Origin of the sequence: Bacillus sp. C28GYM-DRY-1 (assembly GCF_030519405.1) — a bacterium.
In the GTDB taxonomy this organism is placed as follows: Bacteria; Bacillota; Bacilli; order Bacillales; family Bacillaceae; genus Bacillus; species Bacillus spizizenii_A.
This window is the reverse complement of the sequence record NZ_JAUMKF010000001.1, coordinates 252,984-272,978: the sequence shown is the minus strand read 5'-3', so window position 1 is coordinate 272,978 and position 19,995 is coordinate 252,984. Positions and strand designations below refer to the sequence as shown.

Genomic DNA, 19,995 nt, shown 5'->3' with positions numbered 1-19,995 from the left:
GTCAGTATCATGATTGTATTATAAATCATGATACCTCAATAGCTGATTTTTCTGGGGTATCTTTATCATGTTGAGAAGGAAATGCTCTTCAAGTTCTTCAAGTGTACGCCCCTCTGTTTCCGGCATGAATTTGTAAACAAAACGGAGTGCCAATATACCCAACGCCACGAATATAAAGAATGTAAAAGACAAACCTACAGAGCTAAGCAATATCGGAAAAGCAAAACCGTTCATAAAGTTTAAAATCCACAGGAAAAACACATAAATTCCAGAACCAAGCCCTCTTAATCTTTGAGGGGATATTTCCGCTATGACCAGCCAAGTCACAGGCCCTACGCATCCTTGCATAAAGGCAAGAAATAAAACGGTCAAAGAAAGAACAGCATAAGGGAGTGCTGCAGTTCCAGCAAGCACTATTGAGAATATTGCTATTAATAAAAGTGCTGTCGTCGTTCCCGCCAAACCAATCAATAATATTGGGCGCCTTCTTACTTTTCCGACCAGCCAAATCCCAAATATAACGGCAATGACTGATATTAGCCCATTCCCAATATTAGCGATTAAAGCTGCTTTTGTATCAAAACCAGATTCTTTAAGGATTTGAGTGCCATAATACATAATCGAGTTAACACCTGTAATTTGATTCACTATGGCAACACCGATTCCAATCAGTAAAAGACGGCGCAGCCATGGTGTAGAAAAGTCACTGAGTGATGCCTTTTCAAGTTCTGTATCTTTTTCTACCGCTGCTTGTATTTCTCTATATTCAGCTTCTGCACGTTTCTCTTCTCGAATTTGTTTAAGAACACGCAGCGCCTCACTTTTTTTGCCTTTGGAGATTAGCCATCTCGGGCTTTTTGGAACTCTGAGCATACTGGCAAATAACATTACAGCCGGAGTAGCACAAAGGACCAGCATGTATCTCCAAACATGTCCGGTATTTGCCACTGAAAGTGACAATAAAGCCTCTTCCCCTCAGCGTCAACCGGAGACATTCCAGAGTATTTCTAAATAACATAAACCACTCAGTACCTCATTAAAGATCTATTTATTTTCCCTACATAAGTGAAAATTGTTTTGCCTTCCCCTTCATAAAAAATTCCACTTGCTTACCCATTCATTGAAAACAGCTTAATTGAAATCTTAAACATTATTGGACCATTAAAGGTCATGTAAATCCGATCTCAACAACAACAACAAGAAATTTATGTTAGTATTTTTTGATTTTTAAATCTTCATTTTATTTTAAGCAGTAGTTTCCTCTCCTACAATATGGCTTCTACTTATGTTATTCAGTTCGTTTATGAAATACACGAACAATGATAGCCGCTAAGAAGAATAAAGCGAACAATCCAAAAGCCATTGACCCATCCTTTAAGACAATTCCAAAAATCAACAATGCACAACCAGACAAAATAAATAGTATTTTACTTAAGATATTAATTATTTACACTCCTCCATACAGTCAAAGAATGCATTGACATGAATAATTCACGCAGTATGTACACAAGCAGTTCCTGTTGGGGACACCAGCTAACACCATATAAAATAGCTAAGCCCGTTATTGCCCATTGGCTAATATTTTTATAACCTTAAACAATTAGATACACACCCATTCCAACTCAGGGTATTCATCATATTTGTTGACCCGTTTCAGTTCCTTTAAATCCACCGTTAATCAATGAAGGAATCTTAGTACATTGCTGCAAACTTATGTTTGTCGTTGGAACAATAGAGAATAATAGAAATTAATGCTGTATTAGTTTTTTCAATATGTTAATTTTACTTTGGTCTTTATGATTCTTTTTTGTTCTTCTATAGCCATCTAACAAAGATTTATTATAAACCTTGAGGTAATCATCAATAGTTAACAAATGATATTTCGCTCCGTCATCTTCAAAAACCTCTAAACTATTATAGTCTATATCTGCAAATGGTTTTAAATCCTCAATGTAAGCAATGCCTATTTTAATATTCGTTTTCCTAAATTCATGCTCGTGTAAATCAACCATTTTGTATCCTTGCAGTTCCATAAGTTTTTTTAGTTTTTCCCACTTTTCCTCTAAAAAGATTAAAGGAATAAGGATATCAATATCTTCTGGGGAGAAATCCAACCCAGTTACCTTTTCCAGACCTAAAGATCCATATAATAACGGAATGATATCTAACTCTTTATTAAGAGTTTTAGCTATATTTATAAATTCATTATACAATACCATTTTTGACATCATCCCCAATTTTTGGTCATTAATGATTTAAGAATCAACTGCTCCTGGAAGTTTCTTAATTTCTCAAATTCCTCCTTAAAGTAAATATCCCCCTACCTCTTTTTTCAATTATAATATGAATTAGAATTTAGAGGGTAGTTGTTTCAGGGGAAAATGCTGTCTTTGCCTGTTGAGAAAAACTGAGTCCCAGACCCAAAAGATTAAAGCAAACGAAATGCCATATAAGTAAATTTCATATCCCATTACAAATTTTAAGGTGTTCTTTGGAACAATAAATAGAGCGAAGAATAATCATACGAATAACCGAATAGATGCAAAAGGCCGTCCTGATACGTTCATGTCACTATGACCAAGAAAGCTAGTTTAAAACCCATCTATTTATATCTTCATCAAACTTTACCTACTGGACTATATCATCTATCTAATATTAATTCTTCTATTGAAGTTTGGCTTCATTGTGTGTAGTATTGTTGTTTTTTTATGATTCCTCATCAAAAAAGCGCGCTGCTTTTTGCTGCAGGTGCGCTTTTTTGATGAGGGTACAGGTAATTATGATGAATTCAATCATTTTATTAATAGTTTCTATTTTCTTTGTCAATTAAACTTCTTAAGAATGGACAATTTGGTAGTTCAGTATCACTATCTCTTAGAAAATACTGTTTCCATTCGTGATTATCTACATTCCCGTAACTATTTAAAGCAGGATGAATGGGTATGGTATCATATTGATTAATTCTTTTTCTTACTTGTTCTTTAATCTTTTTAGCGTATTTTTCATTCTTATTAAATTCTTGAAGAACCCAACGCGGGGTAATGGCCATCATCATATAAGGAAAATGCCTACTCTTTCTCTCTTCATGCTTTGGGGTGGCACAATACATAAAATACTGCTCCCCATGAAAACAATATTCCCATTCATGTTCTGATGGATTCTGGGGAATATGAATGGGCCAATCCTTCTCATCTAGGTCATGCAATTTGTTAAGTTGCTCCCAAAACAATAATTCAAAATCCTCTACGCTGCTTTTATTAATAAGATCTTGAGGCGTGTCAAAGAATACAATCAACGTTGTATACTTCCCGTAATCCCTACAGTTTATCGTGAACTCTTTTAGTAAATTGGCTAGTTCTAGGGATGTTTGGTCATATTGAGGTTGCCCTACAAATCCATACCTGAGGTGCCCAAGTGAGAAAGATTGAGTAGCTGGAATACATGGAAAAAGATGCTCTTTATCTTTCATTTTGTTACTAAAAGCATTCAGTGCATCCTTTTGCCAAGGTAAAAGACATGCTTGGGCAGCTGCTTCAATTCCTTTCATTAAGTTTGTCATACGATAGCCTCCTTACATCATTAGACTATCGCAAAAGTGTTGTATAGGTGTTTGTCCTGTTAATAATTAGGCACTGTTCCACAACACTTTTATGGTTGAAAGATTTCCACTTTACATGTAAGAAGGAGATCATATTTTACGATTTATGTCCACCAGTCAGCCCTGCTCTGTGAAGTGCAGTTCCTGCAGGTGTATAAGAAACGGCTCTCAGAATTGCTCTCGACCCATATTTACTCCTAATCCCATCCATTACAAATCCGAGTTTCCTTCTCTTTTCATTATCCACTTCAAATAAACTCAACTGCTGATTAACATCATCCTCAATATTTGATAACGTAACTGAGATACTTCTCACTGTTTTACCCGAGTAAAACTTATGAAAGAGCATCAAGCAGCATCTATAAATGTCCATGGTAATATTTGTGGGAAGATCAATTGTTTTGGATCGATGAAATCCACCACCAAGCTCATCTTTACTGTATCCAATTCCGAGGCTAATTGTTCGACCAACTTTGTTGTGTGTACGTGCCCTTCTTGCGACTTCCTCGCAAATCTCCAGAAGAACAGCCTTAATCTCTTCTCTCCTTGTATAATCCCTCAGCAAAATCTGACTCTTACCAAAACTAATCTGTCCTTCCATCAATGGAGCTCCAATTTCTGATAAATCGATTCCATGAGCATGATAATACAACTGGTTTCCCATTATTCCGAACTTCTTTTCAAGCAGCTCTAAAGGAAATTTGGCTAACTGACCTACTGTTGATATTCCCATCAGATTCAGGTTTCTTTCCATCCTCCCTCCTATCCCCCACATTTTTGACAACGGATGAACATTCCAGAGTTTATTTGGCACATCTTCATATCTCCAACGTGCAATCCCACTCTTCGTTTTCTTACTCTCCAGGTCAAGCGCAAGCTTACTGAGTAACATATTATCTCCAATACCTACTGTGCACATTAGGCCAAATTCTCTCCACATGCTGCTTTGGATGGCTTTGGCCATTTCTTCAGGATTTTCTTTTCCTGCATCTAAAAAAGATTCATCAATTGAATACGTATGGACACATTTTTCAGGAACAAATCTGTAAAACAGTTTTGTAATCTCAGTTGAAACTCTGATGAAAAGCTTCATTTGCGGATTTACAATGTGTATTCTTGGATCTTCAGGTATCTCAAATAGTCTCGACCCTGTTTTGATTCCAAAATCTTTTTTAAGTGCAGGAGATGCAGCTAACACTACACTTCCCTGTCTCTCCGTGTTTCCTACAACAGCAAGATAGCATGTTAAAGGGTTAAGCCCCATTGTTACAGCCGATACAGAAGCATAAAAGGATTTCATATCGACACAAAGTATATTCTTACGTGTAAATTGTGAGTAATCAATCATTGTATGTAACTCCTAAGATGTCTCTCATGTTGATATAAACTGTATTGTCGTTCTGGTCTTTTACGTGTAGCTTTTGTTGCTCAAAATTAATGTAATGCACTCTGCCGGCGACAATTTCAACAAAACCATCGTTAAAAAGCTTGAATTGCAGCTCTTTATTAAATTCCAATGCCTCAGAGACGAGAAGCTCCATCTCTTCAATTTGTTGGTCATCTAAGGACGGCTTTTCAATTTTTGATACATCAATTAAATCTTGTTTAAGCTGGGTTAAATGTTCCGGAAGCATCATTGATGTCCATTTGATTGTTCCTCGATCTCTAAGCAATTTGGCTCACTCCTTTATTGATCTAATATTAACAGAACAAACGTTCTTCATTCAATAACAACAGGAACAAAGGTTCGATGTAAATGTTGGTAATGCCATTCCATAGCCTAGAATGACCCTTACTTAACAAATACACCTCTAACAATTCGAAGACACAAAAAAACAAGGGCATCAAAACCCTTGTTATTATTGTTGCGGCCGAGAGGGCTTGAACTCTCGTTATTCACCCACTAGGCCATCAACATTTAATTGTGTATCATAAAATGAAAGAATTAAGAAATAGGTACTATTCGATACCTATTTTTTATATTTATTTTGAACGTCTAGTGAATTTCGGCAGACCAAATATAATTGCTATGATACCGCAGATCCCGATTATAACAGGATAGAAAGAATAATGCACGATACTGACAGGCGATATTTTTCCAAACTTCCCTGCCGATAACATCTGCGCGCCATAAGGTATTAAACCTTGAATTACGCAGGAAAAGATATCTAAAATACTTGCTGATTTTCTATTGTCGATTTTAAATTCATCAGAGATATTTTTCGCAATTGGCCCGGCTGCAATAATAGCAATTGTATTATTGGCAGTAGCTAGGTTTGTAACGCTGACCAATCCGGCAATACCAGCTTCAGCGCCCTTTCTCGAATGGATTCTTTTAGAAATGAATCCCATTAAAAAGTCAATCCCTCCGTTTTGTTTCATGACGCCGACCATTCCGCCAATTAACATTGAAAGGATGATAAGATCAGACATTCCTGCAATCCCATCTGTAATTGCTTTAAAATAAGATGCAAGCGTCAAGCTTCCGCTTGCAAACCCTATAATTCCTGTTAAGATCAATCCGCAGAAAATGACAGCCACCACATTAAATCCAATTAACGCAAAGACTAACACGGCAACATAAGGAAGTACTTTAAACCAGCTGTAAGATTCAGCTCCGGTATGTCCTACGTGTCCTGTCGGTATAAAAAATAATAAAATGACAGTTATGATAGCAGCAGGAAAAACGATCAAAAAATTTGTTTTGAATTTATCTATCATTTGTGTTTTTTGTGACCGTACTGCCGCGATGGTAGTGTCCGAAATAAAAGAAAGATTATCTCCAAACATAGCTCCGCCCACAACAGCTGCAATAGCTATTGCAGCGGACAAGCCAATTTCTCCGCTCAAACTGGCGCTAATTGGAGTAACTGCCGCAATCGTGCCCATTGATGTTCCCATCGAAACAGAAATAAAACCAGAAATGATAAAAAGCCCTGGCAGCATAAACTGCTGCGGAATAAAACTCAAAGCAAGGTTGACGGTTGAGTGTACAGCTCCCATCGCCTCAGCCGCAGAAGCAAAAGCACCTGCTAATACAAAAATGATAACCATAATAATAATGTCAGATTGTCCTGCACCGGAAGCAAACCATTCTATTTTTTGATTGAGCGGTTGCTTTTGGTTTAATAAAAGCGCAAAAGCTGATGCTATAATTGCTGCAATCAATATTGGCAATTTGTAGAAATCTCCAGTTATTACACCAGAGCCGACAAAAAGACCTACAAATAAAAATAGTGGAAATAGCGCCCAAGGATTTCCATTTTGTTTCATCTAAGCAGCCACCTCTAATTTCAGTATCAAAGTCGTCTAAACAACATTCCATACTTTAAAAGGCTACAGTAAAAAAGTCAAGCAGAAAATAGTATAGTCATTATTACATCAATAACTGAGAAGAAAGAAAAATTTTTTAAAGGAGAGGAATAAACACTCTTATCAACAGTTTATGGGAAGATTCCCAAGCGGAAAAATTATTATACAAGATCATAGCACTGGACATGAAAAAGGTGGTCAAGGTCCGCACTTTAACGTTAGACCAATTGATAATACTCGAACGGGAAAGGTCCCTGGGACAAAAGAACATTATCCTTTTAACAAATAATTTGAGGTGATTTTATGTGGTACAAGAATATAGAAGAAAGTCATTTTTTAAATAGTTTATATAGCGAGGTCCCAAGCTTAGAAAATGTACGCATTGAGGGTATTTATATAAAAGAGGAAGGCAGAAAAGTAACATTGCATTTTGATATGCCATTCTATGCCGATAATCCACCTAAGAAATGGGTTAATCTAGGATACAACTCAATCGCCCTTCAAGTGGACTTCTTCGATATCCATTCCTTAGAAATGAAAACTTCTTCAGATACATACAGAGGAAACATTGAGATAACTAAGGATGAACAAGGCTTATTAGAAATAAATGTAACAGGTGAAATTAACGCAAAGATAAAAGCTGACACCGGTTTTATTCAATCAATTAATGGTTATATTAACGAAGCTATATGAACTATTTGATTAAAAAACTAAGCATTTTCCGGACGTAACCAAACCAAGCGCTTCGGCTTCGCAGCTTTTTAAATTTCCAAGCCTTGACCACACTGGTTATTACATCAATAATGCTTAGAACCAGTAGTAAATCAGTACTTCACACCCCCAATTTAGTCGGGTTGACGGGAATTTTTGTGCCGAAGTCTACCCTCTTCAATGCATTTTTTCGCATTCTAAATCGAGCAAACATTGATAAAATGCCAGTCCATGCATTGCGGCACACGCATGCTGTATTACTTTTAGAATCGGGTGCAGACATGAAATATATTCAAGAGCGCTTAGGACATAAAAGTATGATGGTAACCGCCGTTGTTTATTCCCATGTAAGTAAAAGACTTGACCAAAACCGGATAAAGAATTACGAGAATTACGTTTCGTCAATTGTAGAGTTAGATTTCTAACTTCAAATATTTTTGGTCATAATTTGGTCATTGACCAAAAATACTAATTCTTCATTCTATTAATCAAAATCAAAAAATCCCTCGACACCAATAGTGCCAAGGGATTGAGAGATTAATATTGAGACATATACTGTTCGCGCTCCCAAGGATGTACTTGTGTGCGGAACATATCCCACTCGATTTCTTTTGCTTCGATGAAGTGTTCGAAGAGGTGCTCGCCCAGCGCTTTGACCATGACTTCGTTTGATTTGAATTCTTCTAGCGCTTCCGCAAGTGTTGCAGGAAGGTCAACGATTCCGTTTTCCATGCGCTCTTCTTTGCTCATGACGTAGATGTTGCGGTCGATTGGAGCTGGCGCTTCTAGTTTGTTTTTAATTCCGTCTAAGCCTGCAGCAAGCAATACGCTAAGTGCAAGGTACGGGTTAGCAGCCGGATCTACGCTGCGGACTTCAACACGTGTGCTGATGCCGCGGGAAGCCGGGATACGGATAAGCGGACTTCTGTTTTGCGCGCTCCATGCAACGTAGCAAGGCGCTTCATAGCCAGGAACAAGACGTTTGTATGAGTTTACTGTCGGGTTTGTTACTGCTGTAAAGCTTGTTGCGTGCTTCACGATACCTGCAATGAAGTGTTTCGCTGTTTCACTTAACTGAAGGTCTGCGTTTTCGTCATAGAATGAGTTAACACCATCTTTGAAGAGTGATAGATTACAGTGCATACCGGAACCGTTCACACCGAACAATGGTTTTGGCATAAATGTCGCATGCAGGCCGTGTTTGCGGGCAATTGTTTTCACAACTAGTTTAAACGTTTGGATGTCGTCACAAGAGCGGACTGCGCCAGCATATTTAAAGTCGATTTCGTGCTGGCCAGGCGCTACTTCATGGTGAGACGCTTCGATTTCAAAGCCCATCTCTTCAAGCTCAAGAACGATATCGCGGCGGCAGTTTTCTCCCAAGTCAGTTGGAGCCAAGTCAAAATATCCGCCTTTGTCGTTTAGCTCAAGCGTCGGCTCGCCTTTTTCGTCTAATTTGAATAAGAAGAATTCAGGCTCAGGCCCTAGGTTGAAATCACTGAAGCCTAGGTCTTCCATTTCTTTCAGAATCCGTTTTAAGTTGTTTCGCGGGTCACCTTCGAAAGGTGTGCCATCCGGATTGTAGATATCACAGATGAAACGTGCTACTTTACCTTTTTCAGCTGTCCATGGGAAGATAACAAATGTATTCAGATCTGGATACAGGTACATGTCTGATTCTTCGATGCGAACGAACCCTTCAATAGAAGAACCGTCAAACATGACTTTATTATCAAGCGCTTTTTCAAGCTGGCTTACAGGAATCTCAACATTCTTGATTGTTCCAAGAATGTCAGTAAATTGAAGACGGATATACTTCACATTTTCTTCTTTTACTAATTTTACGATATCTTCTCTAGTATACTTTGCCATTTCGTAAAACTCCTCCTCTAAAAGGTAAATGTATATAGCAAAACAGTTGCTAACGGATTAATGAAAGAAGCGGGACATGTCGCCTTGGCGGAATGTATTCCCTCTTTGAAAACGGCCGGCTTGCATGAGCTCGTTTTTCAGGAGCTGTCTCAGTTCGTCATCGGACAGATCATGTTTCATTGGTTTTTTCGGCTTCTCGTTTTGTTTTTGCTCCGGCTCGGCTTCAGCTTTCGCCAGAATCTGTTTAATTCCTGCCATGTTTACACCTTGTTCAATCAGGTGCTTGATTTCTAACAGTTTATCTACATCATGAAATGAAAATAATCGTCTATTCCCTTCGCTTCTGGCTGGAAATATCAGTCCATTTTCCTCATAATATCGAATTTGTCTTGCTGATAACTCCGTTAACTGCATGACAATTCCTATTGGAAATAAAGGCATTGAGCGGCGAATATTATCACTCATCTCAATTTCCTCCTTTTCTTAACTTAGTTTCATTATAGGTGATGTTATATAATGTGTCAATAAGATGTAAGGATTCTTAACATCAAATTCAGTGAAATTTTTAAAAAATTTAAATTAATTGCTTTTCCATCAACGAATCCACTGCACTGCATATGGCATTCTTCACATGCGAATAGGTTAATCCACCCTGAACATACGCTACATACGGCGGGCGGATAGGGCCATCTGCTGATAATTCGATGCTTGCTCCTTGAATAAATGTGCCTGCTGCCATAATGACATCATCTTCGTATCCTGGCATGTAGGCTGGATAAGGCGTCACATGGGCGTTGATCGGCGATGCCAATTGAATGGCTTGGCAAAAGGCAATCATCTTTTCTCTGTCAGAAAACTCAACGGATTGTATCAAATCTGTCCTTTTCGCATCCCATTTCGGGTTAGAATTGAAGCCCAGCTTTTCAAGAAATCTCGCTGTAAACACCGCTCCCTTTAAGCTTTGAGACACAACGTGAGGCGCCAAAAAGAATCCTTGATACATTTCTTGGAGCGAGTAAAGAGATGCTCCTGCTTCTCTGCCGATGCCAGGTGACGTCATCCGGTATGAGCAAGCTTCAATCCATTTCGCTTTGCCGACGAGATAGCCTCCTGTTTTCGCAAGACCGCCGCCGGGATTCTTAATGAGAGATCCCGCCATCAGATCGGCTCCGACATGACAAGGCTCAAGCTCTTCCACAAATTCTCCGTAACAGTTGTCCACAAAGACGATCAAGTTTTCATTGATTTCTTTTACAAAACGAATCATTTCTTTTATTTCACTAATTAAGAAAGAAGGACGATTCGCATATCCTTTTGAGCGCTGAATGCCAATTACTTTTGTCTTCGGATTGATCGCAGCGGCGACTGCATCATAGTCTATTTCTCCGTCTTCCGTCAGATCAACCGCATTGTAGCCGATTTGAAAATCCTTTAACGATCCAGCGTTTTCTCCGCCTCTAACGCCTACAATTTCCTCTAGCGTATCATATGGCTTGCCCGTTATATAGAGAAGCTCGTCCCCCGGTCTGAGAACACCGAACAAAGCAATCGAGATGGCATGCGTGCCTGAGATAATTTGCGGTCTTACAAGCCCCGCTTCTCCGCCAAACACATCCGCATAAATGCTTTCAAGCGTATCTCTTCCGATATCATCATAGCCGTATCCAGTCGACGGCGTGAAATGAGTGTCGCTTACTTTGTGTTTTCTATAGCTTTGAAGCACTCTCCATTCATTGCGCTCGCTCATTTCTTCTATTTGTTTATGAACACCGGCAATGTCCGCTTCCACTTCCATTGCCGTTTTTTTCAGTAATTCTCCGTGTGTTAATGTGTCAAACATGTTTTGAATTTCCTTCCTACATATACTTCTTTAATTCACCGATAATGCTTTGCTCTTCCTGTACATAGCCTGATATGTCGTACCGTTCATTTTCTTCATTAAAATAGAAGCGATCAACCATCGTTTCCGATTTGATTCTGGAAAGGAGTTTCCCTTCACTTGCCGGCACATGCGCTTCAAATGACATTAACAGCTCTTGGCGCAGATAGCGCTGAATCGCTTCTTTAAACGCATTAGCGTCTTCCTCAAATTTCGCGCTGACCATAATATGATCCCTTCCGGCAGACGGTATGAAATCAGGCTGTTTTTGATCACGTTTATTGTAAGCCGTCAGCATCGGAATATCATCGGCTTCAAGCTCCTCAAGCAACCGAAGCACTGTTTTTTCGTGTCCTACATAATCCTCATTTGAAGAGTCAATCAAGTGCAGGATCAAATCCGCTTCTTTTACTTCTTCAAGCGTTGATCGGAATGCAGCAATCAGTGTGGTCGGAAGATCCTGAATAAACCCTACTGTATCTGACAGAAGCACGCTATAGCCGCTTGGCAGAACCATTTTCCTGGTCATTGGGTCCAGTGTGGCAAACAGGAGATCTTCTTCATAGCTGTCAGCACTTGTCAGGCGGTTGAACCATGTAGATTTCCCCGCGTTTGTATATCCGACAAGTGCAATTTGAAGCACACCGTTTTTCTTTCTTCTTTCACGGTACCGGCTTCTATGGCGAATAACGGTTGAAAGCTGTGTGTTAATTTCGTGAATGCGATTTCTGATATGGCGGCGGTCGGTTTCCAGTTTCGTTTCCCCGGGTCCTCTCGCCCCAATTCCTCCGCCTTGACGGGAAAGATTGATCCCTTGTCCCGTCAGCCGCGGAAGTGCATATTGCAGCTGAGCCAGCTCAATCTGAAGTTTGCCTTCTCTCGTTCTCGCCCGCTTTGCGAAAATATCTAATATCAATTGCGTACGGTCAATCATCTTTACTTCAATCGCTGTTGCCAATGACTTCAGCTGACTTGGCGACAGCTCATCATTAAAGATAAGGAGGTCAGCTTCAAGTTCTTCCACCAGTGCCTTTAGCTCCTCTACCTTCCCTTTTCCTATATATGTAGCGGCGTCAGCCCTGTTCCGTTTTTGTGTGACGCTGGTCAGTACGTTTCCGTCTGCTGTTTTTGTCAGAGATGCAAGTTCTTCCATAGAATTTTCAAAATGCTCATCCGTGATATGCGGCAGCTGACATCCGACTAAAATAGCTTTTTCTTGTCTAGTTTCCTGTTCGTTCAAATGGATGTTCCTTTCTTTTGCATATTGGGCAGTAGTATTATCATACCAAACCCTGCATGTCTATACCACAAATCGATTGCTTCGAAAAGCAAGAAATACAAGCAAAAAACAGACCTCTCGAAAACTGAGAGGTCTATACAGAGCCAGACGCTTCTTCTTTAATGGAAAGATCTTGGCTTTTAATGGTCATCAAATCGCTTTTTAAGTATTGATCGCCCATTAAAAGCCTCATGGCTTGCGCTCTGATCGATTTTTCGATCACATTCCTGACAAAACGGCCATTGCTGAATTTAATGGGACTTGTCGTGCTTTTGACTGTCATTAAGTAATCTTTCAATTTCCATTCCGCTTCCTGACTGAGCTGGTATTCCCTATCAGCAATCATGCGTTTTGCAATCTCCATGAGCTGGGTGACAGAATAATCAGGAAAATCAATGGAAATGGGAAATCTTGATTGAAGACCGGGATTTAATGAGAGAAAATGATCCATTTCCCTAGAATATCCAGCAAGGATCAAAATAAACTCATGCTGTTTGTCTTCCATATGCTTTACAAGTGTGTCGATCGCTTCTTTTCCAAAGTCCTTTTCGCCGCCTCTTGCCAACGAGTAGGCTTCGTCTATAAACAAAATGCCGCCTAACGACTTTTTGATTAAATCTCTCGTCTTTTGAGCGGTGTGGCCGATATATTCGCCGACCAGATCAGCCCGCTCCGCTTCTATCAGGTGGCCTTTTGACAGGACATTCATGTCAAAGAACAGCTTGCCGATCAGCCGTGCAACCGTCGTTTTTCCTGTCCCCGGATTTCCTTTAAACATCATGTGCAGCGCTTGCTTTCCCACCTTTAAGCCTTGCTCCGCGCGTTTTTGGTTCACAAAAATCCAGGCGTATATTTCCTTGATGTTACGTTTCATTTCCTCCATCCCAACCAGTGCGCTCATCTCTTTTTCAATTTCCTTCAAAATGCCGTGCTTAGCTTCGTTTTTTTGCAATGCAGCTTGATATTCCGCCTCTGCCTCAGCATTCGTCAGCACCTGCTTTTGCCCGTTAAGAATAATGTTGATCTGTCCGTTGTTTTTGTATGTCACAGCGCGCTCCAACATTTTCACCTCTCTGTTCTCTCTATATGATATTCAAGCGGATGCCGTTTGTGACAAACGCCTATCATGTGTCGAAACAATTGCTTTTCTCGGGAATGATAAGGAATCTTGCGCTTTCCCGAGAAATACTTTATTTCTTATTGTATTCACAGACATGAGGTGGACAAACCAAGAGATTTTGTTTTTAACAATTTTGTAAGGAACACTGAGCTATGAATATGGTGATATGCCTTTGTGATATATAAACCTCTTTATCACGGACACTTCCTATATCGTTTTTAACAGCTCAAATGAATCTCTCACAGCGGAAGATATCCTCCGAAGCTGTGTTCTTTGTCCGCTGCGCACCCTGTTTGGCATGGCACTTTCGGTCTTGGACAGGGAGCGAGCCATAAATACGAATTGATCACACCTGTCAGCATATTGATCGGGCTTAATTTGCTGTCCTCATCTTAAGATACCTGAGACATTTTTTCTTCTATTAATAAAGAGATGTCTCCAGTGACACGTTTTCCTTGCCTTTTTCTTCTCAGCATATGCCAAATGCCTAACGCTAAGCTGAAGACAAGACGGTATAAGCGGAAATAAAGCGAAACACATAATTCTCCCAAACAAATGACATATTTACATTTTTTCATTCAGATAGAATCTGCTGTCGCTCCATGTTGAATTGTGCGCTTTCCCGAGAAATAATTTCCGCTTGCAAAGGGTTATTTCCTCATTTTTCAGATGAATGATAATCGTACAAGCCAGAAACGTATTTTTTCATATCCTGTAATGAGGTGATGAAGAATGGTTAAAATTTTTATTGATCCTGGCCATGGCGGGTCCGATCCAGGCGCAACTGGAAATGGACTTCAAGAAAAAACGTTAACCCTGCAAATCGCTTTAGCTTTGCGTACGATATTGACAAATGAGTATGAAGGCGTTTCTTTGCTGCTGAGCCGGACAAGCGACCAATATGTCAGCTTAAGCGATCGGACAAACGCTGCTAACAACTGGGGAGCCGATTTCTTTTTGTCCATTCACATTAATTCCGGGGGCGGCACAGGTTTTGAAAGCTATATTTATCCGGGTGTGGGAGCCCCGACGACGACTTATCAATCGGCAATTCACTCTGAAGTGATACAAGCTGTCGACTTTGCAGACCGCGGCAGAAAAACAGCAAACTTCCACGTCCTAAGGGAGTCGGCAATGCCTGCCTTATTGACCGAGAACGGCTTCATCGATACCGTTGCAGATGCAAATAAGCTGAAAACAAACAGCTTTATTCAAAGCATAGCGAGAGGCCATGCAAATGGGCTGGAGCAAGCCTTTAGCCTTAAAAAGACATCCAGCTCAGGATTATATAAGGTTCAGGTCGGTGCATTTAAAGTAAAAGCAAATGCGGACTCACTCGCAAGCAGTGCCGAAGCGAAAGGCTTTGACACAATTGTCGTTTTAAAGAATGGATTATACAAAGTACAGATTGGCGCATTTTCATCCAAAGACAATGCAGACGCTCTTGCTGCCAGAGCGAGAAACGCTGGCTTTGACGCTATTGTGATTCTAGAATCCTAGTCTAGACGTGGACGAGCGTCCTATAAAAAACCCGGCTCCTCATCACGAGAAACCGGGTTTTTTTATTCAAGAATATCAACAACAAATTGTGACCATGTTTCCAGACGTTTATAGATGTCGTCCTGTTTTAATTCAGAGACTTTCATCCATTTTCCAGCAATTTGTTCTTTTTCCTTCACTTCCACTTGTGAGTCTGGTTTTAATTGAAGCGCAGATAGAATACCGATATGTACTTTACCGACACTGTTTTCATCATCATTGATGAGTCCCAGTGTGACAATCGCTTGTTTATCTTCTTCGTTTATTTGCAGTTCTTCGTCAAGCTCACGGTCTGTGTTCAGCTTTAAGACTTCAGCAAATGAGGCTGCTCCTTCAATCGCGTTCATATGGCCTCCAAAGCCGAGAGAAAGCTTATTGTGCAGACGTGATTCTCCGCCGCCCGCCAGCCGTTCGTAAAGGAAAACTTCATCTTCGCGCTTAATGACGACATAAGGAATTGGCTGCTTGAAATGCGGATCTTCTTCTGCGTCTCCCCTTCTCATTTCACGATAGCCCGCTTCGATCTGAGCCATGATTTCTGCTACTTTGCGATCTTCACTGTTCACACCCTGGAAGGTTAAGCTTTCTTTCTTAAACACGTCCTCGCGCGGGGCGACTAAAATCTTTTCGTCCATTTTTCCCATGATTACTGCGTCCTCCTCATTTGAATCTTCAAGCCGAAAAGAGCAGATATTATATCTGCTCTTTTTCATCTCCAAAATAAAAGTCATCGTCTTTGAGCGGCTCAACTGTCGCCTTTTTATAGCCGTTCCCCTTCATAGAGAAGAAGTCATGTGATTTTGTTTTTGTATTTAATCCGTTTAAAACGATCGGATTAATATCTTCCTCTTCAAAATATAGATCAAATCCAAGGTTCATCAGCGCTTTATTGGCATTATAGCGGATGAATTTCTTTACGTCGTGTGAGAGTCCAACTTGATCGTACAAGTCTTCTGTATACTCAAGCTCATTTTCATATAACTCATTCAGAAGGTCGATTGCGAATCCGCGAAGCTCTGCTTTTTTCTCTTCTGTCTGCTTATTGTAGATTTCCTGAGCAAGGAGACCCACATAGACGCCGTGAATCGCTTCATCACGAAGGATCAAGTTAATGATTTCCCCGCTTTGCATTAGTTTCCCTTGTCCGTAGAAATATAACGGATAATAGAAACCGCTGTAGAAGAGGAAGCTTTCCAGATAGACAGAAGCAACCATCGCTTTGAACAATGAAATCTCGTCATCTTTTTGAATGGCTTTGTAAAGCCCGACGATGATTTGCGCTTTTTTCTGCAAATATTTATTTTGTTTAACCCACTCAAATACTTCATTGATGGTTTCAGTCGGTGCCAGGGTCATGAAAATATTAGAGTACGATTTTGCGTGAACAGCATTCTCCATCATCGCCATAAAGTTCAGCACGGCTTTCCGCTGGTGGCCGTCTACGTGTTCAGCCACAATCGGCATTCCTGTATTCCCCTGCTCTGTATCAAGAAGAGTCAGTCCGGCCAGTACCTTCATATATGTGTCTTGCTCATTTTTCCCGAGGTACTTCCATGTGAGGAGATCGCCGTTTAAAGCAATCTCTTCCGGAAGCCAGAACTGTTTCACATTTTGGTTATAGAACATTTGGGTAAAGTCGTCTTCATGCTTTGACCAGTTTGCTGCGTCATAAATTTTTGTCACTATAAACTCTCCTTTAATCAAACAACACAAGAAAGGCAGCTGTCTTGCCCAGTATCTTTCGTTCTTGCATAGTAAATGGTTTTAATTCCTCTGTGATGTGCATACAAATCAATCCGGTTTAAATCACGAGTCGTCATTGTATCTTTCAGGAACAATGTAAAGCTGATTCCCTGATCAACGTGCTGCTGGATAGTCGCGATCATATCTACAACTTTGAACATATCCATATCATAGGCTTCTTTGTAGAAGAACCAGTTATTAGATGCAAGACCAGGCATTGGGTAGTACGTTTTTGAGTTGCCGTATGTTCTTTCTTCAATCCGTTCCATAATCGGCATGACAGATGCCGTGCTTGACTGAACGTATGAAATAGAGCCTGTCGGCGCAATGCATAATCTGTAGCTGTGATACATGCCGTGTTCAGCGACAAAAGCTTTTAATTGTTTCCAGTCCTCTGTCGTCGGGATATGCATACCTTGAAACAGATTTGCGATTTTTTCGTATTTCGGCGAGAAATCAGTTGAAACGTACTTATCGAAGTATTCACCAGTTGCATAGGTTGATCCTTCATATTGATTAAACGTCTCGCCCTTTTCTTTTGCGATCTCCGCAGAACGCTGGATAGAGTAGAAGTTCACCATCATAAAGAATGTGTTTGCAAAGTCGCGCGCTTCCGGGCTTTCATACGCGATCCCATTTTGCGCAAGGTACCCGTGGAGGTTCATAGCGCCGAGACCGATTGATTTCATTGCTTTGTTTGCCCGTCTTACAGCAGGCGCATTACGGATATCAGTCGTTTCAGAAACGTGAGTTAAAGAATCAGTCGCAAGCTTAACAGTCTTTTCAATCGATTTGTGCTCCATCACGTTGAGAATGTTAAGCGATCCTAGGTTGCATGAAATATCCAAACCGATTTCATCTTCTACATCGTAGTCTGTGTAAGAAGAAACTTGAGATGCCTGCAGTACCTCAGAGCAAAGGTTAGAAAATTTCACCTTTGAAATATGGTTATTCGCATGTGCTTTGTTGACATTATCCTGGAACATGATGTATGGATAGCCTGATTCAGAGCGAAGCACCGCCAGTTTTTCGAGCAATTTACGCGGGTTGATTTTCTCTTTTTTCACCCGAGGGTTGTCGACGAACTTATCGTACATTTCATTCATGTCCATTTCGTCCATGTGCTGTCCGTACTCTTTATAGATGGTATGCGGATAGAATACATAAGCCGCTTTGTCCTCACGCGCAAGCTCAACGAACTTGTCCGGAATGACTACACCGATTGAAAGTGTTTTGACGCGCACATCCTCATCGGCAGAAATCTTTTTCGTATCGAGAAAATCATTGATATCGCGGTGGAAAATGTTTAAATACGCCGCGCCAGATCCTTGTCTTTGCCCCATTTGATCAGCATAACGGAACGCGTTATCAAGAAGCTTCATGACGCCTACAACGCCTTTTGTGGCATTTTCAACATCTTTAATGGCTTCACCTTTCGCGCGAAGCTTGGACAGGTTAAGAGAAACCCCGCCGCCCAGTTTAGAAAGCTGCATGGAGATATCGATCGCTCTTGAAATATCGTTTAATGAATCATTGACTTCGAGCAAGAAGCAGCTCACCAGCTCTCCGCGGCGTTTTCTGCCCGCGTTTAAAAATGTCGGTGTGCTTGGCTGATATTCCTGGTTAATCATCAGGTTCACATATTCTTTTGCTTTCTCAGTGTCGCCGTTTGCGAAGAACAGCGCAACAATTGAGATTCGGTCCTCATAACGCTCGAGGATTTTTTTCTTGTCATTCGTTTTCAAAGCATAGTCATTATAGAATTTAAACGCACTCATGAAGGAAGGAAAACGAAACTTCTTAGCGTAAGCTGTCTTAAACACTTCTTTAATGTCTTCAAAAGAATAAAGGCTTAAGAATTCCTCTTCGTAATATTGGTTTTCAATCAAATAATCCAGCTTCTCTTTTAAATCGTGAAAGAAAACTGTGTTTTGATTGATATAATCTACAAAATAGCTATGTACAGCCTCTTTATCCTTATCAAACTGAAATTTTCCATCTTTTTGGATCATGATTTCGTTATTTAACTGGATCCATTTTGGCACTTGATTTTGTGACAACTCTTTCTACCTCCTGAGTAAACAATTCAACGTCTTTAGATGTGCCGCTGAGTTCAAATTTGTGCAAGATCGGCACCTGATATTGTCTTGAAATGGTATCGGCGCTTTTTGCAAAGTTATCGCCCCATACTTTATTGCCGCTCGCAGCGACTCCCAATAAAAGATGGGCGTATTTTTCGAGAAATAATTGTGTTGAAGCCGGTACCTGACCGAAGTTTGTCGTGTAGGTGACCAAAACAAACGGAGTGTCCAGGTGATCAATTTCGTCCACCTTGCGTATCTGCTGAAAGCCTATTTTATTCACAAACCGCTGAACATTCCCTGTTTTCGAATCAAATATGATTTGTACCACGTTTTATCACGACCTATCAAAAAATATGAATCTCTCATCACTAGCACTATATATAGTATACTACCCTCTAATAAAAACACAATATATAGATTTGTTTTTGTGGAAAATTCATATTTTGATCAAATCAGGCAATGGGGGCAGACTCATAAGGGCCCAAAAAAGAGAGCAGAACGAGAATCATTTCTCGTCCTACTCATGGTGTCGTTTTTAAGCCGATGTATATCATAACATGAAAAAAAACTGCTTAGTAGTCTAGATTTTTTTTTCTTAAGCTATCACAGCATTTTTCGCTCTCTACTGTTTCTTCTATTTCAACATCCGCACCGATCTCTTCTAAAACCGCCTTCAAAGCGCTGATAATTGACGCTTCTCTGATTAATTCTTTTCCATTTACAATGATGCTTGTTCCGTATTCATAGCAAGAATCATCTTCACAAATTTCTTCCCAATGATTCACGATCACTTTATGCTTCATTTTTTTCACCCTCTGTTTGATCTGTGTCTGTATTTAGTTTAGCGGGTAGCATTCG

At 40.2% G+C, this 19,995-nt stretch carries 19 protein-coding genes and 2 pseudogenes; 4 read left to right on the top strand and 17 right to left on the bottom strand.

Annotation, left to right across the window (positions count from 1 at the left end; genetic code table 11):
• Positions 1 to 25: 25 nt before the first annotated feature.
• The 6 genes and pseudogenes from Q3W56_RS01380 to Q3W56_RS01355 form a co-directional block, all read right to left on the bottom strand.
• A pseudogene (locus tag Q3W56_RS01380) lies at positions 26 to 951 on the bottom strand (MFS transporter); the annotation flags it as partial.
• Positions 952 to 1,748: 797 nt separating this feature from the next.
• Positions 1,749 to 2,219 carry a hypothetical protein gene (locus tag Q3W56_RS01375; RefSeq protein ID WP_302894238.1) on the bottom strand — a complete coding sequence of 157 codons (471 nt, stop codon included), beginning with the start codon at positions 2,217 to 2,219 and terminating at the stop codon, positions 1,749 to 1,751.
• Positions 2,220 to 2,800: 581 nt separating this feature from the next.
• Positions 2,801 to 3,559, bottom strand: a complete 759-nt coding sequence (locus Q3W56_RS01370; RefSeq protein WP_302894237.1) for a YqcI/YcgG family protein — start codon at positions 3,557 to 3,559, stop codon at positions 2,801 to 2,803.
• 136 nt (positions 3,560 to 3,695) lie between these two features.
• Entirely contained in the window at positions 3,696 to 4,946 is a 1,251-nt protein-coding gene (locus tag Q3W56_RS01365; RefSeq protein WP_302894236.1) for a Y-family DNA polymerase, read from the bottom strand.
• The gene (locus Q3W56_RS01360) at positions 4,939 to 5,232 is read right to left on the bottom strand and encodes a YolD-like family protein (RefSeq protein ID WP_302894323.1); all 294 of its coding nucleotides are present in this window, start codon (positions 5,230 to 5,232) and stop codon (positions 4,939 to 4,941) included. Before Q3W56_RS01360 ends, Q3W56_RS01365 begins: the two co-directional genes overlap by 8 nt.
• Before the next feature lie 349 nt (positions 5,233 to 5,581).
• Complete coding sequence (locus Q3W56_RS01355) at positions 5,582 to 6,871, bottom strand: Na+/H+ antiporter NhaC family protein (protein WP_302894235.1); 1,290 nt, start codon at positions 6,869 to 6,871, stop codon at positions 5,582 to 5,584.
• 172 nt (positions 6,872 to 7,043) lie between these two features.
• Here Q3W56_RS01355 and Q3W56_RS01350 point away from each other — a divergent pair, with 172 nt between their 5' ends.
• A complete protein-coding gene (locus Q3W56_RS01350) occupies positions 7,044 to 7,199 on the top strand; it encodes an HNH/endonuclease VII fold putative polymorphic toxin (protein ID WP_302894234.1) in 156 nt (51 codons plus the stop codon).
• Between the two features lie 14 nt (positions 7,200 to 7,213).
• A complete protein-coding gene (locus Q3W56_RS01345) occupies positions 7,214 to 7,603 on the top strand; it encodes an Imm50 family immunity protein (protein WP_302894233.1) in 390 nt (129 codons plus the stop codon).
• Positions 7,604 to 7,616: 13 nt separating this feature from the next.
• On the opposite strand, the pseudogene Q3W56_RS20955 reads toward Q3W56_RS01345, so the two are convergent.
• Positions 7,617 to 7,755 (bottom strand): annotated as a pseudogene (locus tag Q3W56_RS20955) (phage holin family protein); the annotation flags it as partial.
• 87 nt (positions 7,756 to 7,842) lie between these two features.
• On the opposite strand from Q3W56_RS20955, the gene Q3W56_RS01335 reads away from it, so the two are divergent.
• A complete protein-coding gene (locus tag Q3W56_RS01335) occupies positions 7,843 to 8,046 on the top strand; it encodes a tyrosine-type recombinase/integrase (RefSeq protein WP_483298515.1) in 204 nt (67 codons plus the stop codon).
• Between the two features lie 112 nt (positions 8,047 to 8,158).
• Here Q3W56_RS01335 and glnA read toward each other — a convergent pair whose 3' ends face one another.
• The 5 genes from glnA to spoVK all read right to left on the bottom strand — a co-directional run bounded on the left by glnA (position 8,159) and on the right by spoVK (position 13,714).
• Positions 8,159 to 9,493 carry a type I glutamate--ammonia ligase gene (gene glnA, locus Q3W56_RS01330; RefSeq protein WP_019714494.1) on the bottom strand — a complete coding sequence of 445 codons (1,335 nt, stop codon included), beginning with the start codon at positions 9,491 to 9,493 and terminating at the stop codon, positions 8,159 to 8,161.
• Positions 9,494 to 9,550: 57 nt separating this feature from the next.
• Complete coding sequence (gene glnR, locus Q3W56_RS01325) at positions 9,551 to 9,958, bottom strand: transcriptional repressor GlnR (protein ID WP_019714493.1); 408 nt, start codon at positions 9,956 to 9,958, stop codon at positions 9,551 to 9,553.
• Positions 9,959 to 10,067: 109 nt separating this feature from the next.
• Complete coding sequence (locus Q3W56_RS01320) at positions 10,068 to 11,333, bottom strand: methionine gamma-lyase family protein (protein WP_302894232.1); 1,266 nt, start codon at positions 11,331 to 11,333, stop codon at positions 10,068 to 10,070.
• Positions 11,334 to 11,349: 16 nt separating this feature from the next.
• Entirely contained in the window at positions 11,350 to 12,612 is a 1,263-nt protein-coding gene (gene hflX / locus Q3W56_RS01315; protein WP_302894231.1) for a GTPase HflX, read from the bottom strand.
• A 133-nt stretch (positions 12,613 to 12,745) separates the two neighbouring features.
• Complete coding sequence (gene spoVK / locus Q3W56_RS01310) at positions 12,746 to 13,714, bottom strand: stage V sporulation protein K (RefSeq protein WP_302894230.1); 969 nt, start codon at positions 13,712 to 13,714, stop codon at positions 12,746 to 12,748.
• Between the two features lie 789 nt (positions 13,715 to 14,503).
• Here spoVK and Q3W56_RS01305 point away from each other — a divergent pair.
• Complete coding sequence (locus tag Q3W56_RS01305) at positions 14,504 to 15,271, top strand: N-acetylmuramoyl-L-alanine amidase (RefSeq protein WP_302894229.1); 768 nt, start codon at positions 14,504 to 14,506, stop codon at positions 15,269 to 15,271.
• A 62-nt stretch (positions 15,272 to 15,333) separates the two neighbouring features.
• On the opposite strand, the gene Q3W56_RS01300 is transcribed toward Q3W56_RS01305, so the two are convergent.
• The 5 genes from Q3W56_RS01300 to Q3W56_RS01280 all read right to left on the bottom strand — a co-directional run bounded on the left by Q3W56_RS01300 (position 15,334) and on the right by Q3W56_RS01280 (position 19,940).
• Positions 15,334 to 15,954: a hypothetical protein gene (locus tag Q3W56_RS01300; RefSeq protein WP_302894228.1), complete on the bottom strand. Its 621-nt coding sequence runs from the start codon at positions 15,952 to 15,954 to the stop codon at positions 15,334 to 15,336.
• A gap of 49 nt (positions 15,955 to 16,003) precedes the next feature.
• The gene (gene nrdF, locus Q3W56_RS01295) at positions 16,004 to 16,993 is read right to left on the bottom strand and encodes a class 1b ribonucleoside-diphosphate reductase subunit beta (RefSeq protein ID WP_302894227.1); all 990 of its coding nucleotides are present in this window, start codon (positions 16,991 to 16,993) and stop codon (positions 16,004 to 16,006) included.
• Positions 16,994 to 17,010: 17 nt separating this feature from the next.
• Positions 17,011 to 19,113, bottom strand: coding sequence for a class 1b ribonucleoside-diphosphate reductase subunit alpha (gene nrdE, locus Q3W56_RS01290; protein ID WP_302894226.1), 2,103 nt, complete (start codon positions 19,111 to 19,113; stop codon positions 17,011 to 17,013).
• A complete protein-coding gene (nrdI, locus tag Q3W56_RS01285; RefSeq protein WP_302894225.1) occupies positions 19,073 to 19,465 on the bottom strand; it encodes a class Ib ribonucleoside-diphosphate reductase assembly flavoprotein NrdI in 393 nt (130 codons plus the stop codon). The genes nrdE and nrdI overlap by 41 nt, the downstream gene beginning before the upstream one ends.
• Before the next feature lie 244 nt (positions 19,466 to 19,709).
• A complete protein-coding gene (locus Q3W56_RS01280) occupies positions 19,710 to 19,940 on the bottom strand; it encodes a hypothetical protein (protein ID WP_003238362.1) in 231 nt (76 codons plus the stop codon).
• Between the last annotated feature and the right edge of the window lie 55 nt (positions 19,941 to 19,995).

Bases quoted from the DNA above. Each gene is read 5' to 3' on its own strand.
- Q3W56_RS01375 (WP_302894238.1), bottom strand. From the start codon at position 2,219: ATGGTATTGTATAATGAATTTATAAATATAGCTAAAACTCTTAATAAA.
- Q3W56_RS01370 (WP_302894237.1), bottom strand. From the start codon at position 3,559: ATGACAAACTTAATGAAAGGAATTGAAGCAGCTGCCCAAGCATGTCTT.
- Q3W56_RS01365 (WP_302894236.1), bottom strand. From the start codon at position 4,946: ATGATTGATTACTCACAATTTACACGTAAGAATATACTTTGTGTCGAT.
- Q3W56_RS01360 (WP_302894323.1), bottom strand. From the start codon at position 5,232: ATGCTTCCGGAACATTTAACCCAGCTTAAACAAGATTTAATTGATGTA.
- Q3W56_RS01355 (WP_302894235.1), bottom strand. From the start codon at position 6,871: ATGAAACAAAATGGAAATCCTTGGGCGCTATTTCCACTATTTTTATTT.
- Q3W56_RS01350 (WP_302894234.1), top strand. From the start codon at position 7,044: ATGGGAAGATTCCCAAGCGGAAAAATTATTATACAAGATCATAGCACT.
- Q3W56_RS01345 (WP_302894233.1), top strand. From the start codon at position 7,214: ATGTGGTACAAGAATATAGAAGAAAGTCATTTTTTAAATAGTTTATAT.
- Q3W56_RS01335 (WP_483298515.1), top strand. From the start codon at position 7,843: ATGCCAGTCCATGCATTGCGGCACACGCATGCTGTATTACTTTTAGAA.
- glnA (WP_019714494.1), bottom strand. From the start codon at position 9,493: ATGGCAAAGTATACTAGAGAAGATATCGTAAAATTAGTAAAAGAAGAA.
- glnR (WP_019714493.1), bottom strand. From the start codon at position 9,958: ATGAGTGATAATATTCGCCGCTCAATGCCTTTATTTCCAATAGGAATT.
- Q3W56_RS01320 (WP_302894232.1), bottom strand. From the start codon at position 11,333: ATGTTTGACACATTAACACACGGAGAATTACTGAAAAAAACGGCAATG.
- spoVK (WP_302894230.1), bottom strand. From the start codon at position 13,714: ATGTTGGAGCGCGCTGTGACATACAAAAACAACGGACAGATCAACATT.
- Q3W56_RS01305 (WP_302894229.1), top strand. From the start codon at position 14,504: ATGGTTAAAATTTTTATTGATCCTGGCCATGGCGGGTCCGATCCAGGC.
- Q3W56_RS01300 (WP_302894228.1), bottom strand. From the start codon at position 15,954: ATGGGAAAAATGGACGAAAAGATTTTAGTCGCCCCGCGCGAGGACGTG.
- Q3W56_RS01280 (WP_003238362.1), bottom strand. From the start codon at position 19,940: ATGAAGCATAAAGTGATCGTGAATCATTGGGAAGAAATTTGTGAAGAT.